The organism is Aminicella lysinilytica, from assembly GCF_004362975.1.
GTDB classification, from domain to species: Bacteria; Bacillota; Clostridia; order Peptostreptococcales; family Anaerovoracaceae; genus Aminicella; species Aminicella lysinilytica.
In genome coordinates this window covers 15,304-30,185 of the sequence record NZ_SNXO01000030.1, presented here as the reverse complement: position 1 = coordinate 30,185, position 14,882 = coordinate 15,304, and the positions used below count along the sequence as shown (strand labels likewise).

Below are 14,882 nucleotides of genomic sequence, written 5' to 3'. Positions count from 1 at the left end.
TGTCAGCTATTATCTGTTTGCAATGTTAACTTCCGTTTCTCGGCCCACGCATCATACACTATGTTGGGGCATGGAAGTTAACTATTCAATTGAATTCCTGCCGCAGAATGGCAAGATAGTTTTCATAGGCAAAGACCCGATTTCTTGACGCACTGGTCTTTTCCTGCAGGATCCCTGCGGCTACAAGCTTCTTAATGGCAGATGAAACAGTATTATAACTGACATCCAGTTCTGCTGCGGTTCCCTTGATGTCGATGATCGGATGCTGCTCGACATAAATGACCGGCTTGGTAAGAGCCTTCTGTTCTATCAGATAAAGCAAGATCAAAAGCCTTCCAATGCGCCCGTTTCCATCTAGGAACGGGTGGATCGTTTCAAACTGGTAGTGGATCAGGGCTGCCCGTATCAACGGATCAAGTACGTCGTCAAGGGTGCAGCGAGTCCCCTCTATCTGAGAAGAAATCAGTGCTTCCTTGCGCACATACATGGAAACAAACAGGTCGATGTCCGGGATAAGCTGGGCCGTGGCATCCAGTCTGGCAAGATATCTGTTTGCATCCAACAAAATTGAAATACTACTTGAATTATTCTCACCTTATTTCAAAAAGTCCATAGTTTTTGAAATAAGATTAAACTTATAAATTGCATTGTGTCAAATAGCGTTTCAGTAGAAATGTGCAGAAATACGGAAAGCTGTAGACGCCGTCACTGACGCCAATATTACCGGCTGACAACTTCAATCCGCAATGAATATCCGCATATTTATCTCCGTTGATCAAGGCCTTTAAGGATTTGCTTCTTCCTCCCTTGGATTTCACTTCAACCGGTAGCAGACTTTTCTGTGTGCGAAGGAAGAAATCTTCTTCTAGTGTGCCATTATCACGCTTGTAATAATAAAGATCATATCCGCTCTTTACCAGCGCTTCACCGACTATACTTTCATAAAGTGCTCCTTTGTAAACGCCGAGATTCCTGTTCGCACGCATATCATCCTGCGCTTCCTCATCAAGCATAGCAACAAGCAGACCAGTATCGGAAAAGTATATCTTATACTTTGACTCGTTGTAATTTCCCTTGAGCGGCAGTTCCGGAAAGTTCAGGCAGTAACACCGGTTAATAAGGCCTGCATCATGTAGCCACTCGATGCAGCCGCGGTAATCCTTGAACCTTGCTCCGCTTGCCACTTTGGATATCTGGAATTTTTTATTATCCCTGGCAAGTTGCACCGGTATCTGGTTGAAGACATTAAGTATCCTCGTCTGATCCATTCCATCCGCATATTTTCTGATATCCTCTTTATAATCTTCCAGCAACTGACGTTGGGTCTCGAGAGTGCCCTCAAAGGTGCCGCTTTCTATATACTCACGAACAACGGCCGGCATTCCTCCCAGTGTACTGTAATCCAGGAACATGTCGCCAAATGTTGTCATCTCTAACTCATTGAATGGTATTGCTTCCACCATATGATGCAGCATGTCCTCTATGACAGAAGCTTCATATCCCTTAGCCCAAAGGAATTCTTCAAAGTCCAGGGAATACATCTCATAGTCAGACTTATATCCGACGCTATTGCTCTCGATGCGCTTATAACTGATGCCAAGCAGAGATCCGCTGCATATTACATCAAATCTCCCATCGATTTGGAAGAACTTCAACGATGTGGCAATCTCCGGGAACTCCTGCAATTCATCAAAAAATATCAATGTCTTTCCTTCTGTAAATCTCTTAGAAGGATCGATACGTGATATATTTTTGATAATATCTGCCGTACTGTAGCCATCTGCTGTTATGAGTTTATATTTAGGATCCTCGACAAAATTGATCCGCACAACGTTTTCATAATTCTGCTCTGCAAATTGCATTATGGATTCGGTTTTTCCTACCTGCCGTGAGCCCTTTACTATCAAAGGTTTATGATTTGAATCGTTTTTCCATGCCAGAAGATAATCATCTATTTTCCTTTTCAAATATATCATTGTTCACTTCCCCTTCCCTTTATAAAGGGATTATACAAAATAATAGCGAACTTTTCAATATATTTACAAAAAAAATAGCGAACTTTTCGGGTTTCACCACATTTTCACTTTTAGTCGCCGGGCGCACCACCAAAAAACAGCCATTGGATTGCTCCCGTGGCTGCTTATTTATCCTCATAATGGTCTTTGCATTGAATCACGAGTATATCCTCTTCTTGGATTTCATACACCAGTCTATCCTTATCATTGATTCTCCGGCTCCATTTGCCTGTTAGAGATCCACTCAACGGTTCTGGCGCTCCGATCCCCGTAAATGGCTCCCTCTGTAATGCTTTCAGAAGCTTATTGATTTTACGAAGAGTTTTCTTATCCTGCGTTTGCCAATACAAATACTCGTCCCATGCATCCTCGGAGAAGATGATTTTACTCACTTTCCATCGCCTCCAGTTCATCTATGGTTTTAGTCACCGTCTTACCTTGAGTGATCTGATCAGCAGAATGTCTCAACCTGCACAAATTACTCTTAGAATAAAACGGATCACTCAGAGCCTCAATGTCGAAAGGAATCTTACGATCACGCAGGGCCCTCTTAGTGTATACCGAATAGAATGTTGACAATGTCATACCCATTTCAGAAAGCATCTCATCCAATGCTAATTTCTCGGCGTCATCCAACCTGATACTGACAGTAGTCATGATATCACCTCCTTATGACACAATACTACCATTATCTGAATTATATTGCAAGCATTTGCTTTTAATATTCCTTAACTCCTCGTATCAAATACCACTTCAGTCACAAAATAATAGCGAACTATAAAGATCACCGGGGCTACCTGGACCAGATCATCTACTCCATGCTACGAGAAGAAAGTGCGTAAATACGCATTTTTATTACGAGACCTCATTATGCCCTTCTTTTCTTTCCGAACATATTTAAGGCCAGGTACAGCAGGATGAGGACTGCCACCGCCACGAGAATCACCGCGTACATTTCACCAGTGGCTATTTTGTTCCCGCCTACATAGAGATTGCAGTCGAAAGCATCACGTATGGCCTTGACCACAGGCTCCGGAGCGTAGTCGCTGCCCAGCTTGTCCAATGGACTGCCCATTAGATGCTTATGCATCAGAACGGTCCCATAGGTACCCGGCAGGTATTTGATCAACGTCTGAATGCTGTCGCCGAATGAGGATATAGGCATGTAGGCGCCGCAGATGAATCCGTAAGCCGAACTGACTATGGTGACCACCGCCGTGGCTCCGCCTTGATTTTTCACGAAGTAGAGGACCACCGACGACAGAGCCGTTCCGAACATGACCATTATGGCCACATCCGCAATGATCAGCAGCACATCGGTGTTGGTCAGATACCAGCCCATACTGTGGATATATACGAATCCCGCGCCCAGGGCCACGTAGCAGATTATCGCCGTGATGGCCACAGTGGAAATATAGTAACTTAGGCTCAGGGTCGATGACCTTACCGGCGTTATGGTCAGGTCAGCCCTGGTGCCGAACATTTTATCCTGCACCATTATCATATTGGCGCCGAAAGCAATAGTCACGCAGCACACGGCCAGCAGCGACGACAGAAGCCAGCCGCCTACGAAGCCATCTATGAGTTCCTCCGGCACGTCGATCCCCGCCGGAAGGACGGACTTGAAACTGTCCTTGTAAACCCTTGCGAGGAACGTCACGAAGAGCATCAAAAGAATCAGCGGCGCTATGAGCGTCGGGAAAAATGTCCCTTTGTCCTTGAAAAACAGTTTGGTATGCCTGCACACCAGGCTCTTGAATTCATTCATGCCTCGTCACCTCCCGTGAGTTTTTTGCCCGTTACGGCCAGGAAAACATCGTCCATCTTGCCCTTAGTGATCTCGTAATCCCGGAAAATTTCCGGATGCGCGACTATAAGTTCCGTTGCCGCTACGGTGTTTGGAATAGCGAACCTGTAGGCATCGCGTATTACCTCAAAAGGCAGGCCTATGGCATCTGCCTGGGTCTGATTGCTGTTATACAAAGTAAGAAAATCCCCGGTGTATGTGTTCTTCAGTTCCAGAGGCGTTCCCTCTGCGGCGATCTTGCCGGAGTCAAGGATGACCACATAGTCCGCGTCAGCCGCTTCCTCCATATAATGGGTGGTCAGGAATACTGTCAGTTCCTGACTTTTGCGAAGGTCGGACACTACATTCCATATAGTCCTGCGGGTCTGAGGGTCCAGGCCCGTGGTCGGCTCGTCCAGTATGAGTATCTTAGGATCGTGGAGCAGCGCCCTGGCTATATCTATCTTCCTACGCTGGCCTCCTGACAACTTGCCGAAGGGTCTCTTCAGGATATCCCTGAAGTCCAGCATTTCCACCAGTTCTTCCAGACGCTTCTGGAAAGCCTGACCAGTAATGCCGTAAAGGGCCGCCCGGTATTTCAGGTTGTCGCGAACTGACAAAGCCTTATCCAGGCAGGAATCCTGGAAGACCACGCCTATCTCGCTTTTGATACCGCTGACGTCGTGATCGATGTCAGTACCGTCAATGGTCACAGTGCCGGCGTCTCTTGCCAGCTGGCCGCACATTATTGAAATGGTCGTGCTCTTTCCCGCTCCGTTGAGACCCAGAAAAGCAAATAGCTCCCCCGGCTTGACGCGGAAGCTCAGATCCTGCACTGCGCGGACCTGACCGAAGGCCTTGCTCAGGCCGTCTATGCGTATTATATCTGTCATTTGTCACCGCCTTTATTGCCGCCTGAGCTGGCAGCCTCCTCACCCTCGAGGATTCCCTCGAATACTTTTTCAATCTGCCCTTTCGGTGGTATGGCAAGGCCTCGTTCTACGTCTCCCAGGATAAGCAGCGAATCTCCCGGCTTGATGCCGAACATGTCGCGGGCTTCCTTAGGTATGACGAACTGCCCCTTCTCGCCTACCTTGACTGTCCAAGCGCCCTTTCTTTCTGTCGTCTTCTTCATTTATCATTGCCTCTCTTTCTGCCAAATCCAAGCTCCCACTCGGGGTGGGTTTGGTGCGTAAAGTATGATTTATATAACTAAGTATACCTCGGCCGCAACAAAAAGTCAATAAAATACGTATATACGCACCTTTTTCATATGTGTCTTGTCATATGTCAAGATAAGTGTTATACTACTTGAGGTTTGTGTTAACCACTAAATTAGAAAAATATGAGGATCATCATGACGAAACAGGAAGAAATCAAACAACTGAAAAATGAGAAGGATGCCGTTATCCTGGCCCACTATTATGTCAGACCTGAAGTGCAGGAAATCGCTGACTATTTAGGGGATTCATTCTATCTGAGCAAAGCAGCGGCTGCCCTGACGAACCAGACTCTAGTCTTCTGCGGGGTCTCATTTATGGGCGAAAGTGCCAAACTGTTAAGCCCGGGTAAGACCGTACTGCTGCCCGATGCAACGGCAGACTGCCCCATGGCCCATATGGTAACAAAGGAAACCGTGGATGCCGCCAGGGCAGAATACGAGGATCTGGCTGTGGTCTGCTATATCAATTCTACCGCAGAGATCAAATCCTGGTCTGACGTCTGCGTGACATCGGCCAACGCTGTCAACATTGTGCGCAAGCTGCCAAACCGGCATATTCTATTTATTCCGGATAAAAACCTTGCCGCCTACGTGGCGTCTCAGGTACCGGAGAAAGATTTCCTGTTCAATGATGGATACTGTCCGGTCCACGAGCACATGGCGGCATCAGAGATCGCCCAGTTAAAAATCAGATATCCACAGGCGCCTGTGCTGGCCCATCCGGAATGCAATCGTGAATTGCTTGCCCTGGCCGATTACATAGGCTCCACCAGCGGAATAATAAAGTTCGCCACAGACAGCCCCGGCCGGGAATTTATCATCGCCACAGAAGAAGGCGTACGCTATGCTTTGTTGCAGGCAAGGCCGGACGCTGAATTTTATTTTGCGCAAACGCTGCCTGTCTGCGTCGATATGAAGAAAATCACTCTGGAAAATATAATTAACGCGCTGAAAACCGGGAAGCCTGCCATGAAAGCAGATCCCAATACAGATGCGCAGGCTGAAGCAGCCCTGACGAAGATGTTAGAGCTTGCTTAGGGAAGAAGGATGAAATGAAAAACCTATATTGCGATGTCGTCATCGCCGGGTGCGGAGTTGCCGGGCTTTTTACCGCGTTGCACCTGCCGGAAGATAAGAAAATTCTGATGCTGTCCAAGGGAGACTTTGAAAGCTGTGATTCCATGCTGGCCCAGGGAGGGATCTGCATGCTGAGGAATGAAGCCGATTACGAGCCATTCTACGAGGATACTATGAAAGCCGGCCATTACGAGAACCGGGCAGAAAGCGTTGACCTGATGATCCGCAAAAGCCAAAGGGTCATTGACCAGCTGGTTTCCTACGGGGTTGAGTTTAACCGAAATGTAGATGGCAGCCTGGCATTTACCAGGGAAGGAGCTCACTCCGCGCCAAGGATCTGCTATCACAAGGATATCACCGGCAAGGAAATCACTACCAAACTCCTTGCTCAGGTCAGGGATCTTTCAAATGTTACCTTAATGGAATACACCACCATGACAGATATTCTGACTGACCGGCGATCCTGTAAGGGTATGATCGCTAAAACTGCCTCCGGCGAAGTCCTGCATATCCATGCCGCGGACACAGTCATGGCAACCGGGGGGATCGGCGGGCTTTATGCTCATTCCACAAATTTTCCTCTGTTGACGGGGGATGCCTGCAGTATTGCCAAGAAGCATAATGTGGAGCTGGAGCACATGGATTATGTCCAGATCCATCCGACCAGTCTGTATAGCACCAGACCCGGCAGAAGTTTCCTGATTTCAGAATCAGCAAGAGGTGAAGGTGCGATCCTGCTGAATCACAGGGGCGAGCGGTTTATCGACGAATTGCAGCCTCGTGATGTAGTAGCCAATGGCATTTTAGCAGAAATGGAAAAGGAAAAAGTCGATCACGAATGGCTTTCTTTCGAAAATGTATCAGTACAGACCATTGACGAACATTTCCCTAACATTTATCAGCAATGTCTGAAGGAAGGCTACGATTTGAAGAAGGAGCCGATCCCCATTGTCCCGGCCCAGCACTATTTCATGGGCGGCGTTCATGTGGATCAGAATTCCCAGACTACCATGGAGCATCTGTATGCAGTCGGCGAGACCAGCTGCAATGGCGTTCATGGGAAAAACCGCCTTGCCAGCAATAGCTTATTAGAGAGTCTCGTTTTCGCAGAACAGGCAGCCTCATCAATTACAGCAAATGAGAAAGGAACCGAAGATTATGAATCCAATTACCATGCAGCTTGTTGCTGATCGTTATATTCGATTAGCTTTGGAAGAAGATATCAACAGCGAGGATGTATCAACCAACGCGGTAATGCCGGAATACAGAAAGGGCGAAGTCCAGCTGATCTGCAAAGAAGACGGCGTAATTGCCGGATTGTCGGTGTTCCAACGGGTTTTCACTATGTTGGATCCTTCCACTACAGTTCAGCTTGCGAAGAGCAATGGCAAAGTAGTTGCCGACGGCGATCAGGTCCTGAATGGTCAGCTGCTAGCAACCGTCACGGGCGATGTCCGAGTGTTGCTGTCCGGGGAACGAACGGCCCTGAACTATTTGCAGAGAATGAGCGGGATCGCTACTTATACCAGAAACGTTACATCCCTTCTTGCGGGCAGCCATACCAGACTTCTGGATACCCGGAAGACGACCCCTTGCATGCGTATCTTCGAGAAGTACGCAGTAGGAGTAGGCGGCGGAAACAATCATAGATATAATCTGTCCGACGGCGTCATGCTGAAGGATAATCACATCGATGCCGCAGGCGGCGTCAAAGAGGCTGTCACTGCTGCCAGACAGTATGCTCCCTTCGTACGTAAAATCGAGGTTGAAGTGGAAAACCTGGATATGGTAAAGGAAGCTGTAGATGCCGGCGCAGATATTATTATGCTGGACAATATGACACCGGCAGAAATGGCTGAAGCAATCGATTTCATTGACGGAAGAGCAGAGACCGAGTGCTCCGGCAATATGACCAAAGAGAACATCCAAACCATTACCAGTCTGGGAGTAGATTACGTATCAAGCGGCGCACTGACACATTCCTCCCCGATATTGGACATCAGCCTGAAACACTTGAAAGTACTGGGATATGGATGACTCTATCTCGCCCCGGTTATAATTGAATGCCAGTGCTTCTATTAAGTTTAGACTCAATATATCTTCTGATTGCGGCCTCATCTCCCAAATCATACTGCTCATTTAAATCCGAAAAGTACCTCTTTAGAGCAGCCTTAGATATAACATTATTAGATGAATCTGACGGATTAAGTCCCGTTCTCGCCTCTTTCCAAGGGCCTTCATCATGCGTTATCTGTTCCAGTACTTTTCCACTATATATACCAAATGATTCTATCACCGAACGTACCACAGCTTTCTCTTTCGAGTTCAGCTCATCTTCTGCCAAATCAAATATTACATATCTACTATCATCAATTGGATTATATTTGAATTCTTTAAATAACTGATAAACTTTAGGATAAACTGGGCCGTGTGTCCACGCCTCACAGTTATCACTAAATAAGACAGTTTTATTTACGACCATGTTGATACCCTGTGAAAAATACAATAGTTTTTGCAGCGCTAATGGGGTTATTTCTTCTGTTTTCAAAAAAACATATGCAATTGTACTTATCATCTTTTTTGAAATGCTACTGATGCTATTACTAAGTGTCACTATTGAGTCTTCTGCTTTTTTATACGCAATTGCCCCTAGTTTTTCTTTGTTTTGTTCAACCTTTCCTTTCATGAAATCAGGATCTGTCAATGCATGCCTAATAATGTCCGAATACTCTTTCGATGGTATTTGTCCTGCCAAGTATCTCGTAATGGTGATTTCTCCGAATCCTAACGCTGTTGAAATGGGTGCTTTCCCTAAATTGTAGAGTTTCATGAGATTTTCTATGTTCTTAACGGAAACAATGCCTTCAGCTTTTCTGTATGCCAAATCGAATTGCTTATTGTCGTAATCCATTAATCCAGGTATACTCATTTCCTCCCCACATTCGACACACCGCGCTATGATTGTCTCATATTCGTATTCCTTTCCTTTAACAGATCTTTTATGCACTGTTGACACTAGTTCATATTCCGTTTTCCTTCTGCAATTAATGCAAAAGTCCATTCTATTTTCATTTGCCATTTTGACTCCTCCTTATAATTCTATTATCTAAACGGGTAGTGTAATGGATATTCTTCCTCATGGAAAGATATCACTATCACAAATGCATCCTCCATCTTGTTAAACTTGATATATAGTAATACATCTTTCTCCGCTTCTCCAAATCGTTCAATTAATAATACCTTTTTCCCGAAAATATATAATCGTTCATATTCATATTCTATATGTTCATTATTAACTACTTCAGAAAAATCTTCAGGTTGCAAACTTAATAAAATATCTTTGCTTAGTTTTTCATCAATTACATACTTTGTGTACAATTCTCTATTTCGCTGTCTTCTATTATTAGTATCAATTCGATAATTGCCTTCTCTAATTGAATTATGAACTTCTTCTAAATATTTTCTTATATCCTCGAGCGTTATTTGTATCAATGAGCATCCCCCATTCATTATGATCGCTTTTTCTCAATATCTTATCATTATCATAAATCAATGATTGCTTTTTGTCAATATCCTATCACCATTATACAAATTCTTGCCACTATGAAGTCAAAACTTATAGGTAGCTAAATAAAACAGGAAGCATATCATATTCCCCTGATGCGGATACCCATCTCCCGCAGGGCGCGCGTGTGGATCTAACATGTAGACCAGCGCGGTCTCACGGGCGTTTGCCCCTCCGAGGTTCTCTCCGAGCCGCCCTCATTGCGTGTTCCTGCATCCCTGCAGGGGCTGTGACTGGGCGGGAGTATCATTGTCCTCTTTGGCTTTCGTCGCACATGACGGGTGCTGCCCGCCTTTTGATACGAAGACATTTTCGCTCGCCCGAAGGGTCATGGCGCATCGTTTCCGCATGCTCACGTTTTACCGATACCAAAGAGAAAGTACCTGTCGATTGTGTATCCGATTTTCAATGTTCTACGAGAGGCATTCTCAGTTCCGGCCGTTACCGGATATATTTGTCCTCTCACCTATCGGACAAAAGCATGGCAAAAATCAATCCCCTCCGAAGAAATTTTTGCACGAAAAAGCAGGGAGTAGATTTTATTATCCTGCTCCCTGCTATTCCGAAGTTCCTTACTGGTTCGCCCCGTAAGAAATGTATATCTCCACATTACAAAGAAATATTTTTTATTTGCTTCGCTTGAAGAGTATTGGCTCTACCTGAGGATATAGTTTGAATTCAAAACCATCTATTGAACCGTCCCTTGAATTCGTTCTGAATGACAGAGGAGCTGTTACAACTAAAGTGTCCATCTTTATACAGGATACCTTGAATACATCATAATGATAATGCTTCATAGGTTGTTCTACTCCCCGATATATCATTCCCAAGCCATCATCTTTCTGAAAGATTTTGATTGTGCCATGACCCGGCTCATAATACTCTCCTACATATGACTTCAAATCGTGAGATAATGATGTACCTTTAACCTTATCTACCCCCATAAGATCACATCTCCAGTCGCCAAGCATATATCCATAGTTATTCCTCTGCGCATAGTACCGTTCCGCCCAGTTGCCTGGAGTAAGACCTAGCAAATTGTCAATTATTGTATCCATAACAGAGCATTGAATCAGAACATCGGGAGCATGTAAGTTATTAAACAAAACAATGCCTGTTTTCTGTCGAGGCAGAACGGCCATCATAGTTCCATAGCCCTCTATCTCTCCTATATGCCAGTAAACCGGAATGCCTCTATATACATCATTATACCAACCTAAAGCATAACCTGCCATAGGCGGATTCTCTGGGAAGTCCCAAGGCCAAAGCTTATATCTAACCTGAGCAGTATGGATTTCTTCTAGTGTTTCCTTTTTAATGAGCCGTTTGCCGTTTACTACTCCATCATCTATGTTGAATTGTAGCCATTTCAGCATATCATTTATAGTCGAATTAATTGCTGCTGCAGGAGCCCCCAGATCAACATTCCAATTATCCACTGGAACCGGTCCCTCATCTGTCGGCCAATATGGCTGAGCAAAATCTGATGATTTCATCAGATCAACAATGCTAGTATTGCTGTCGTTCATACCAAGAGGAGCGAATATTCGTTCCTGTACCAATTGATCCCATGATAAACCTGTGACTTTTTCACAAGCATGCCCCGCCATGGTATAAATAAGATTGTTATACTGAACCAACCCTCTGAATGACGCATTAGGTCTGAGATACCTTAGTCTCCGCCAAAGATCTTCGCGAGTACAATTATCCGCCCATACAGCGTCATATCCGCCGAGGCCTGTTCTGTGACAAAGCATATCCTTCAATGTGCATAACTTTGTAGCCACGGGATCATACATCTGGAAATCAGGCAAGTACTCCCTGATTGGTTGTTCTAACGTGAAGTAACCTTCATCTGCCAGCATACCGCAAAGTGTTGCTGTAAAAGATTTAGTACACGATGCAATGCCCCACTGAGTATTTTCGGTTATAGGCGCAACTGTGGACATGTCCCGGTAGCCAAAGCCTTTTGCAAAAACTACCTTTCCGTCCTGTATTACGCCTACGCCCATACCGGGAGTCTTATATCTGGCAAGCTCGCTTTCTACATATTCTCTGCTGATAACTTCCATTTCAGTCTCCCTCTACTTCAGTAATGATTTTATCAGATGGATGTACAGATACGGGAGTATTTCAAAGTTGTATTTTTTGTTCAACCTTTCAGTACTCTTGTGAAAATCTTTACCGTAGCCTCCGAGGACAATGCCCGGGACAACAAATTTTTTCAAATCATCCTCAGGTAGCGAATACATCTGATTTACTCCTACCACATTCTTAAACAGGTCATCGAAATTCTTCGACCCATCAAGTCCGGTATAACTCAAGTCTGACAGACCCATATAATAGTCGCGTTCTTCCAACTTGGTGTTGTACTCGCTCATGGCGTAATCCATTACATCATCCATGCACGCTAGTAGATTCTTCACTTTTGGATCTGTAGTATCAGGATATACATCTGGATAATATGGCGGAATTATAGAGATAACTATTGTCGGTTTATTATTTCCGGACAATTCATATATCCTCTTGACCGCCTTTATTGCTATATCCTGCATTTCCAGCTTCTCTGCCTGCCAGCCTTTGATCAATCCGCCGACATACTCATCATAGTTGCCCTCGTAATGCTTTCTTGCCTCCTCTGATATCTGGCTAAAAGTCTTTACACAAGGCGTAGGTCTATGTCTCTGAGGGCTAACTCCGAATTTTTTCTCATAGGCTAATGCTCTGTCATCATAGACAACATTAGCTGCTTCAAAACTATCATATGCAATCTTCTTCAGTTTTTCCATGGCTTCTTCCGGATTCAGGTCCACGGTGATTACATTATAGTATGAAGCCGCATACATAGGCGTCGAAACCGAATAAGTCGTTTTCAGATCCTGGTTCTTCAAGCATACTGGCGGTGGTGTAGACTCCCCTCTAGCCGACTGACAGAAATCTACATCCATTGTCATTCTTGTAAACAACTCAGCCGACAGTAAATTCGGATCCATACCCATAAACGGTGCCTCTCCATGAGTCGATTCTCCGGCAAAGAAGAACATCGGCATGATCTTACCCGATGCTCCCATATGCATATAACGAGTATCTTCCTTTGCTTTATCATCGACTGTATAGCACTCAGTCAGAAGCAACGCCTGATAGTCAAGGCCTTTCTCCTCAGTCATCTGATTAAAGAATGGTACGGCTCTCAGCATGCCTTCTGAATTGGTCTCCTCTCCGCAAACTGCCGTATATAGAATGTTTCCTTTGATGTCTCCTTTTTCCGAAAAATAACGCAATAGTTCCATGCACATAGCGTGGCCAAATTTCATGTCGGCAGTTCCTCTGCCAAATAGCCACTCTCCGCTTTTATAGTCTTTTTCTGCGTCCTCATCTAAAGCAAGTTTTTCCATTTCCTTAGAGATTTTCTCAACATCATACGCATCATCCTGCAAATTACCGAATTCTTCTACATCCACTACATCGTAATGTCCTGTTAGAATTACAGTTTTTTTACTATTGGGACAGCACTCCAAGTATGCTGTGACTATGACCCTGTTAAGGGGATCATTATATAAAGGAACTAACTTGACATTGTCCTTATGCTCTTGAAAATATGGTATTTCAAGCAATATTTCCTGAAGCTTATATGCTCCTTGAATTTCCTGATCCGTACCTGATACACTTGGGACCTCCACCAAGCGTTTCATGTTATCATACAATCTTTTTTTATCTATCATTGTCTTCCAATCCTTCCCAGCGAAAAACACTATTGGAGGAGGCAGAATCTGCTGCCTCCTCAATGACAGCAATAATTATTTACATATCTATATTTGCTGCAGTGACATCTCCATGCTTTTTAACATAGAAGTGAGCTGCAATGTAGATTGCCAAATAACATGGTACGCAAACATATACTCCGACCCTTTGACTTGGATCTGAAATTGTAGCTACCAGCATCAGCATAAATGCTATTATTCCCAAAATAGGTACCAGTGGATAGCTAGCGACCTTATATTTCAGGTCTTCTACCTTTCCACCTTCAGCAACATAACGTTTTCTGAAATTGAATTCTGATACGCATATTACCGTATACATAAATATATTAGCACACCCTATGAAGTAAACGATGAACAGATATACTGAATCTTCAGCTACAAACTGTGCAACTATTCCTACCATAGCAAATAGCATACTGATAGTTAGCGCCCTTATAGGGACCCCACTCTTATTTGTCTTAGCAAAGTATTTTGGTGCCTGCTTGAATTTTGACATTGACCATAAGTACCTAGCGCATGCATAAGTAAAGTAATTACCTGATGTCAAAGCAGAAGTCAATACAACTATATTTACAATGAGAGCCGAATTATTCATACCAGCATTTCTGAATACATATACAAACGGGCTGCCGAGTACATTAGCCTGCTGCCACGGAAGCATTGCGGCTACTATAGCTATGCTGACCACAGTAGCACATATGAGTACTACGAGGGTCGTATTGATTGCCGTACCCATCTTATTTTCATCCTTAATTTCACCTGCTGTGGACGCTACCACTTCAGTTCCTGCGTAAGCATAAAACGATGTTAGTACTACCGCTGCCATACCGGCTATTCCTGTAGGGAAAGCACCCTGACTGAAATTAGAAAATCCTACAGCTTGATCTGTTCCTATGCCTCCCATCATAGCCGCTCCTACTATGATAAATGCAACTATCATAATGATCTTGATAGATGAGCACCAGAATGAAATAGTGCCAAATATTTTTGCGTCCAACATGTTAACGCCGAACAATAATAGTGAGAACAATACGATCCAAACCCATACTTTTGAATTTGGTATTATGTCTCTCATTATAATTGCTGATGCCACGACCTGCGCTGTTATTGTCATCGCGCCGCCGATCCAGTTTACCCAGCCTATAGTGAATCCCATAGCAGGGCTAACAAATTCCGTTGAATATGCCTGTAAACTACCTGATACCGGCATAGCTGCGGACATTTCCCCCAAGCATGTTGTCATTAACCACGCTATGAAACCACCTATGATATACATCACTATGGCTCCGCCTGGCCCGGCAGTGGCAATTACATCGCCTGAACTTAGAAACAGTCCTGTACCTATTGTGCCACCTACGCCTGTCATAACTGCTGCCTTAGTCGGCATAGTTCTCTGCAAACCTTGACTCTTTTCCATCACTCGTTCGATGGAAGTCTTCTTTTCACTCATTACAAA

At 44.5% G+C, this 14,882-nt stretch carries 15 protein-coding genes; 3 read left to right on the top strand and 12 right to left on the bottom strand.

The window, feature by feature from the left end; translation table 11 throughout:
- Nucleotides 1-85: 85 nt before the first annotated feature.
- The 7 genes from EV211_RS08145 to EV211_RS08115 all read right to left on the bottom strand — a co-directional run bounded on the left by EV211_RS08145 (nucleotide 86) and on the right by EV211_RS08115 (nucleotide 4,936).
- A complete protein-coding gene (locus tag EV211_RS08145; RefSeq protein ID WP_243108577.1) occupies nucleotides 86-565 on the bottom strand; it encodes a Fic/DOC family N-terminal domain-containing protein in 480 nt (159 codons plus the stop codon).
- A gap of 70 nt (nucleotides 566-635) precedes the next feature.
- Nucleotides 636-1,976 carry an ATP-binding protein gene (locus tag EV211_RS08140; RefSeq protein ID WP_330564641.1) on the bottom strand — a complete coding sequence of 447 codons (1,341 nt, stop codon included), beginning with the start codon at nucleotides 1,974-1,976 and terminating at the stop codon, nucleotides 636-638.
- A gap of 164 nt (nucleotides 1,977-2,140) precedes the next feature.
- Entirely contained in the window at nucleotides 2,141-2,407 is a 267-nt protein-coding gene (locus EV211_RS08135; RefSeq protein WP_279222027.1) for a Txe/YoeB family addiction module toxin, read from the bottom strand.
- Nucleotides 2,400-2,672 carry a type II toxin-antitoxin system RelB/DinJ family antitoxin gene (locus tag EV211_RS08130; RefSeq protein ID WP_133528935.1) on the bottom strand — a complete coding sequence of 91 codons (273 nt, stop codon included), beginning with the start codon at nucleotides 2,670-2,672 and terminating at the stop codon, nucleotides 2,400-2,402. Before EV211_RS08130 ends, EV211_RS08135 begins: the two co-directional genes overlap by 8 nt.
- Before the next feature lie 211 nt (nucleotides 2,673-2,883).
- The gene (locus EV211_RS08125) at nucleotides 2,884-3,783 is read right to left on the bottom strand and encodes an ABC transporter permease (protein WP_133528934.1); all 900 of its coding nucleotides are present in this window, start codon (nucleotides 3,781-3,783) and stop codon (nucleotides 2,884-2,886) included.
- Nucleotides 3,780-4,694 (bottom strand): ABC transporter ATP-binding protein, encoded by a 915-nt coding sequence (locus EV211_RS08120; protein ID WP_133528933.1) that lies wholly within the window; start codon nucleotides 4,692-4,694, stop codon nucleotides 3,780-3,782. Before EV211_RS08120 ends, EV211_RS08125 begins: the two co-directional genes overlap by 4 nt.
- On the bottom strand, nucleotides 4,691-4,936 hold the full coding sequence (locus EV211_RS08115; protein WP_133528932.1) for an AbrB/MazE/SpoVT family DNA-binding domain-containing protein: 246 nt from the start codon (nucleotides 4,934-4,936) through the stop codon (nucleotides 4,691-4,693). Before EV211_RS08115 ends, EV211_RS08120 begins: the two co-directional genes overlap by 4 nt.
- A gap of 222 nt (nucleotides 4,937-5,158) precedes the next feature.
- Between EV211_RS08115 and nadA the strand changes: the two genes are divergently transcribed.
- From nadA to nadC, 3 genes are read left to right on the top strand one after another with little or no spacing between them, the layout of a single operon-like run.
- Nucleotides 5,159-6,061 (top strand): quinolinate synthase NadA, encoded by a 903-nt coding sequence (nadA, locus tag EV211_RS08110; protein ID WP_133528931.1) that lies wholly within the window; start codon nucleotides 5,159-5,161, stop codon nucleotides 6,059-6,061.
- Between the two features lie 14 nt (nucleotides 6,062-6,075).
- Nucleotides 6,076-7,290 carry an L-aspartate oxidase gene (locus EV211_RS08105; protein ID WP_133528930.1) on the top strand — a complete coding sequence of 405 codons (1,215 nt, stop codon included), beginning with the start codon at nucleotides 6,076-6,078 and terminating at the stop codon, nucleotides 7,288-7,290.
- A complete protein-coding gene (gene nadC / locus EV211_RS08100; protein WP_133528929.1) occupies nucleotides 7,259-8,137 on the top strand; it encodes a carboxylating nicotinate-nucleotide diphosphorylase in 879 nt (292 codons plus the stop codon). The genes EV211_RS08105 and nadC overlap by 32 nt, the downstream gene beginning before the upstream one ends.
- A gap of 16 nt (nucleotides 8,138-8,153) precedes the next feature.
- On the opposite strand, the gene EV211_RS08095 is transcribed toward nadC, so the two are convergent.
- The 5 genes from EV211_RS08095 to EV211_RS08075 form a co-directional block, all read right to left on the bottom strand.
- Complete coding sequence (locus tag EV211_RS08095) at nucleotides 8,154-9,179, bottom strand: type II toxin-antitoxin system antitoxin SocA domain-containing protein (RefSeq protein WP_133528928.1); 1,026 nt, start codon at nucleotides 9,177-9,179, stop codon at nucleotides 8,154-8,156.
- A 23-nt stretch (nucleotides 9,180-9,202) separates the two neighbouring features.
- Nucleotides 9,203-9,592: a hypothetical protein gene (locus EV211_RS08090; RefSeq protein WP_243108575.1), complete on the bottom strand. Its 390-nt coding sequence runs from the start codon at nucleotides 9,590-9,592 to the stop codon at nucleotides 9,203-9,205.
- A 699-nt stretch (nucleotides 9,593-10,291) separates the two neighbouring features.
- Complete coding sequence (locus tag EV211_RS08085) at nucleotides 10,292-11,737, bottom strand: serine hydrolase (protein WP_133528927.1); 1,446 nt, start codon at nucleotides 11,735-11,737, stop codon at nucleotides 10,292-10,294.
- A 12-nt stretch (nucleotides 11,738-11,749) separates the two neighbouring features.
- Nucleotides 11,750-13,387, bottom strand: a complete 1,638-nt coding sequence (locus tag EV211_RS08080; RefSeq protein ID WP_133528926.1) for a M20/M25/M40 family metallo-hydrolase — start codon at nucleotides 13,385-13,387, stop codon at nucleotides 11,750-11,752.
- 79 nt (nucleotides 13,388-13,466) lie between these two features.
- Entirely contained in the window at nucleotides 13,467-14,876 is a 1,410-nt protein-coding gene (locus tag EV211_RS08075) for an amino acid permease (protein WP_133528925.1), read from the bottom strand.
- Nucleotides 14,877-14,882 lie beyond the last annotated feature (6 nt).

Bases quoted from the DNA above. Each gene is read 5' to 3' on its own strand.
- EV211_RS08140 (WP_330564641.1), bottom strand. From the start codon at position 1,976: ATGATATATTTGAAAAGGAAAATAGATGATTATCTTCTGGCATGGAAA.
- EV211_RS08130 (WP_133528935.1), bottom strand. From the start codon at position 2,672: ATGACTACTGTCAGTATCAGGTTGGATGACGCCGAGAAATTAGCATTG.
- EV211_RS08125 (WP_133528934.1), bottom strand. From the start codon at position 3,783: ATGAATGAATTCAAGAGCCTGGTGTGCAGGCATACCAAACTGTTTTTC.
- EV211_RS08120 (WP_133528933.1), bottom strand. From the start codon at position 4,694: ATGACAGATATAATACGCATAGACGGCCTGAGCAAGGCCTTCGGTCAG.
- EV211_RS08115 (WP_133528932.1), bottom strand. From the start codon at position 4,936: ATGAAGAAGACGACAGAAAGAAAGGGCGCTTGGACAGTCAAGGTAGGC.
- nadA (WP_133528931.1), top strand. From the start codon at position 5,159: ATGACGAAACAGGAAGAAATCAAACAACTGAAAAATGAGAAGGATGCC.
- EV211_RS08105 (WP_133528930.1), top strand. From the start codon at position 6,076: ATGAAAAACCTATATTGCGATGTCGTCATCGCCGGGTGCGGAGTTGCC.
- nadC (WP_133528929.1), top strand. From the start codon at position 7,259: ATGAATCCAATTACCATGCAGCTTGTTGCTGATCGTTATATTCGATTA.
- EV211_RS08095 (WP_133528928.1), bottom strand. From the start codon at position 9,179: ATGGCAAATGAAAATAGAATGGACTTTTGCATTAATTGCAGAAGGAAA.
- EV211_RS08085 (WP_133528927.1), bottom strand. From the start codon at position 11,737: ATGGAAGTTATCAGCAGAGAATATGTAGAAAGCGAGCTTGCCAGATAT.
- EV211_RS08080 (WP_133528926.1), bottom strand. From the start codon at position 13,387: ATGATAGATAAAAAAAGATTGTATGATAACATGAAACGCTTGGTGGAG.
- EV211_RS08075 (WP_133528925.1), bottom strand. From the start codon at position 14,876: ATGAGTGAAAAGAAGACTTCCATCGAACGAGTGATGGAAAAGAGTCAA.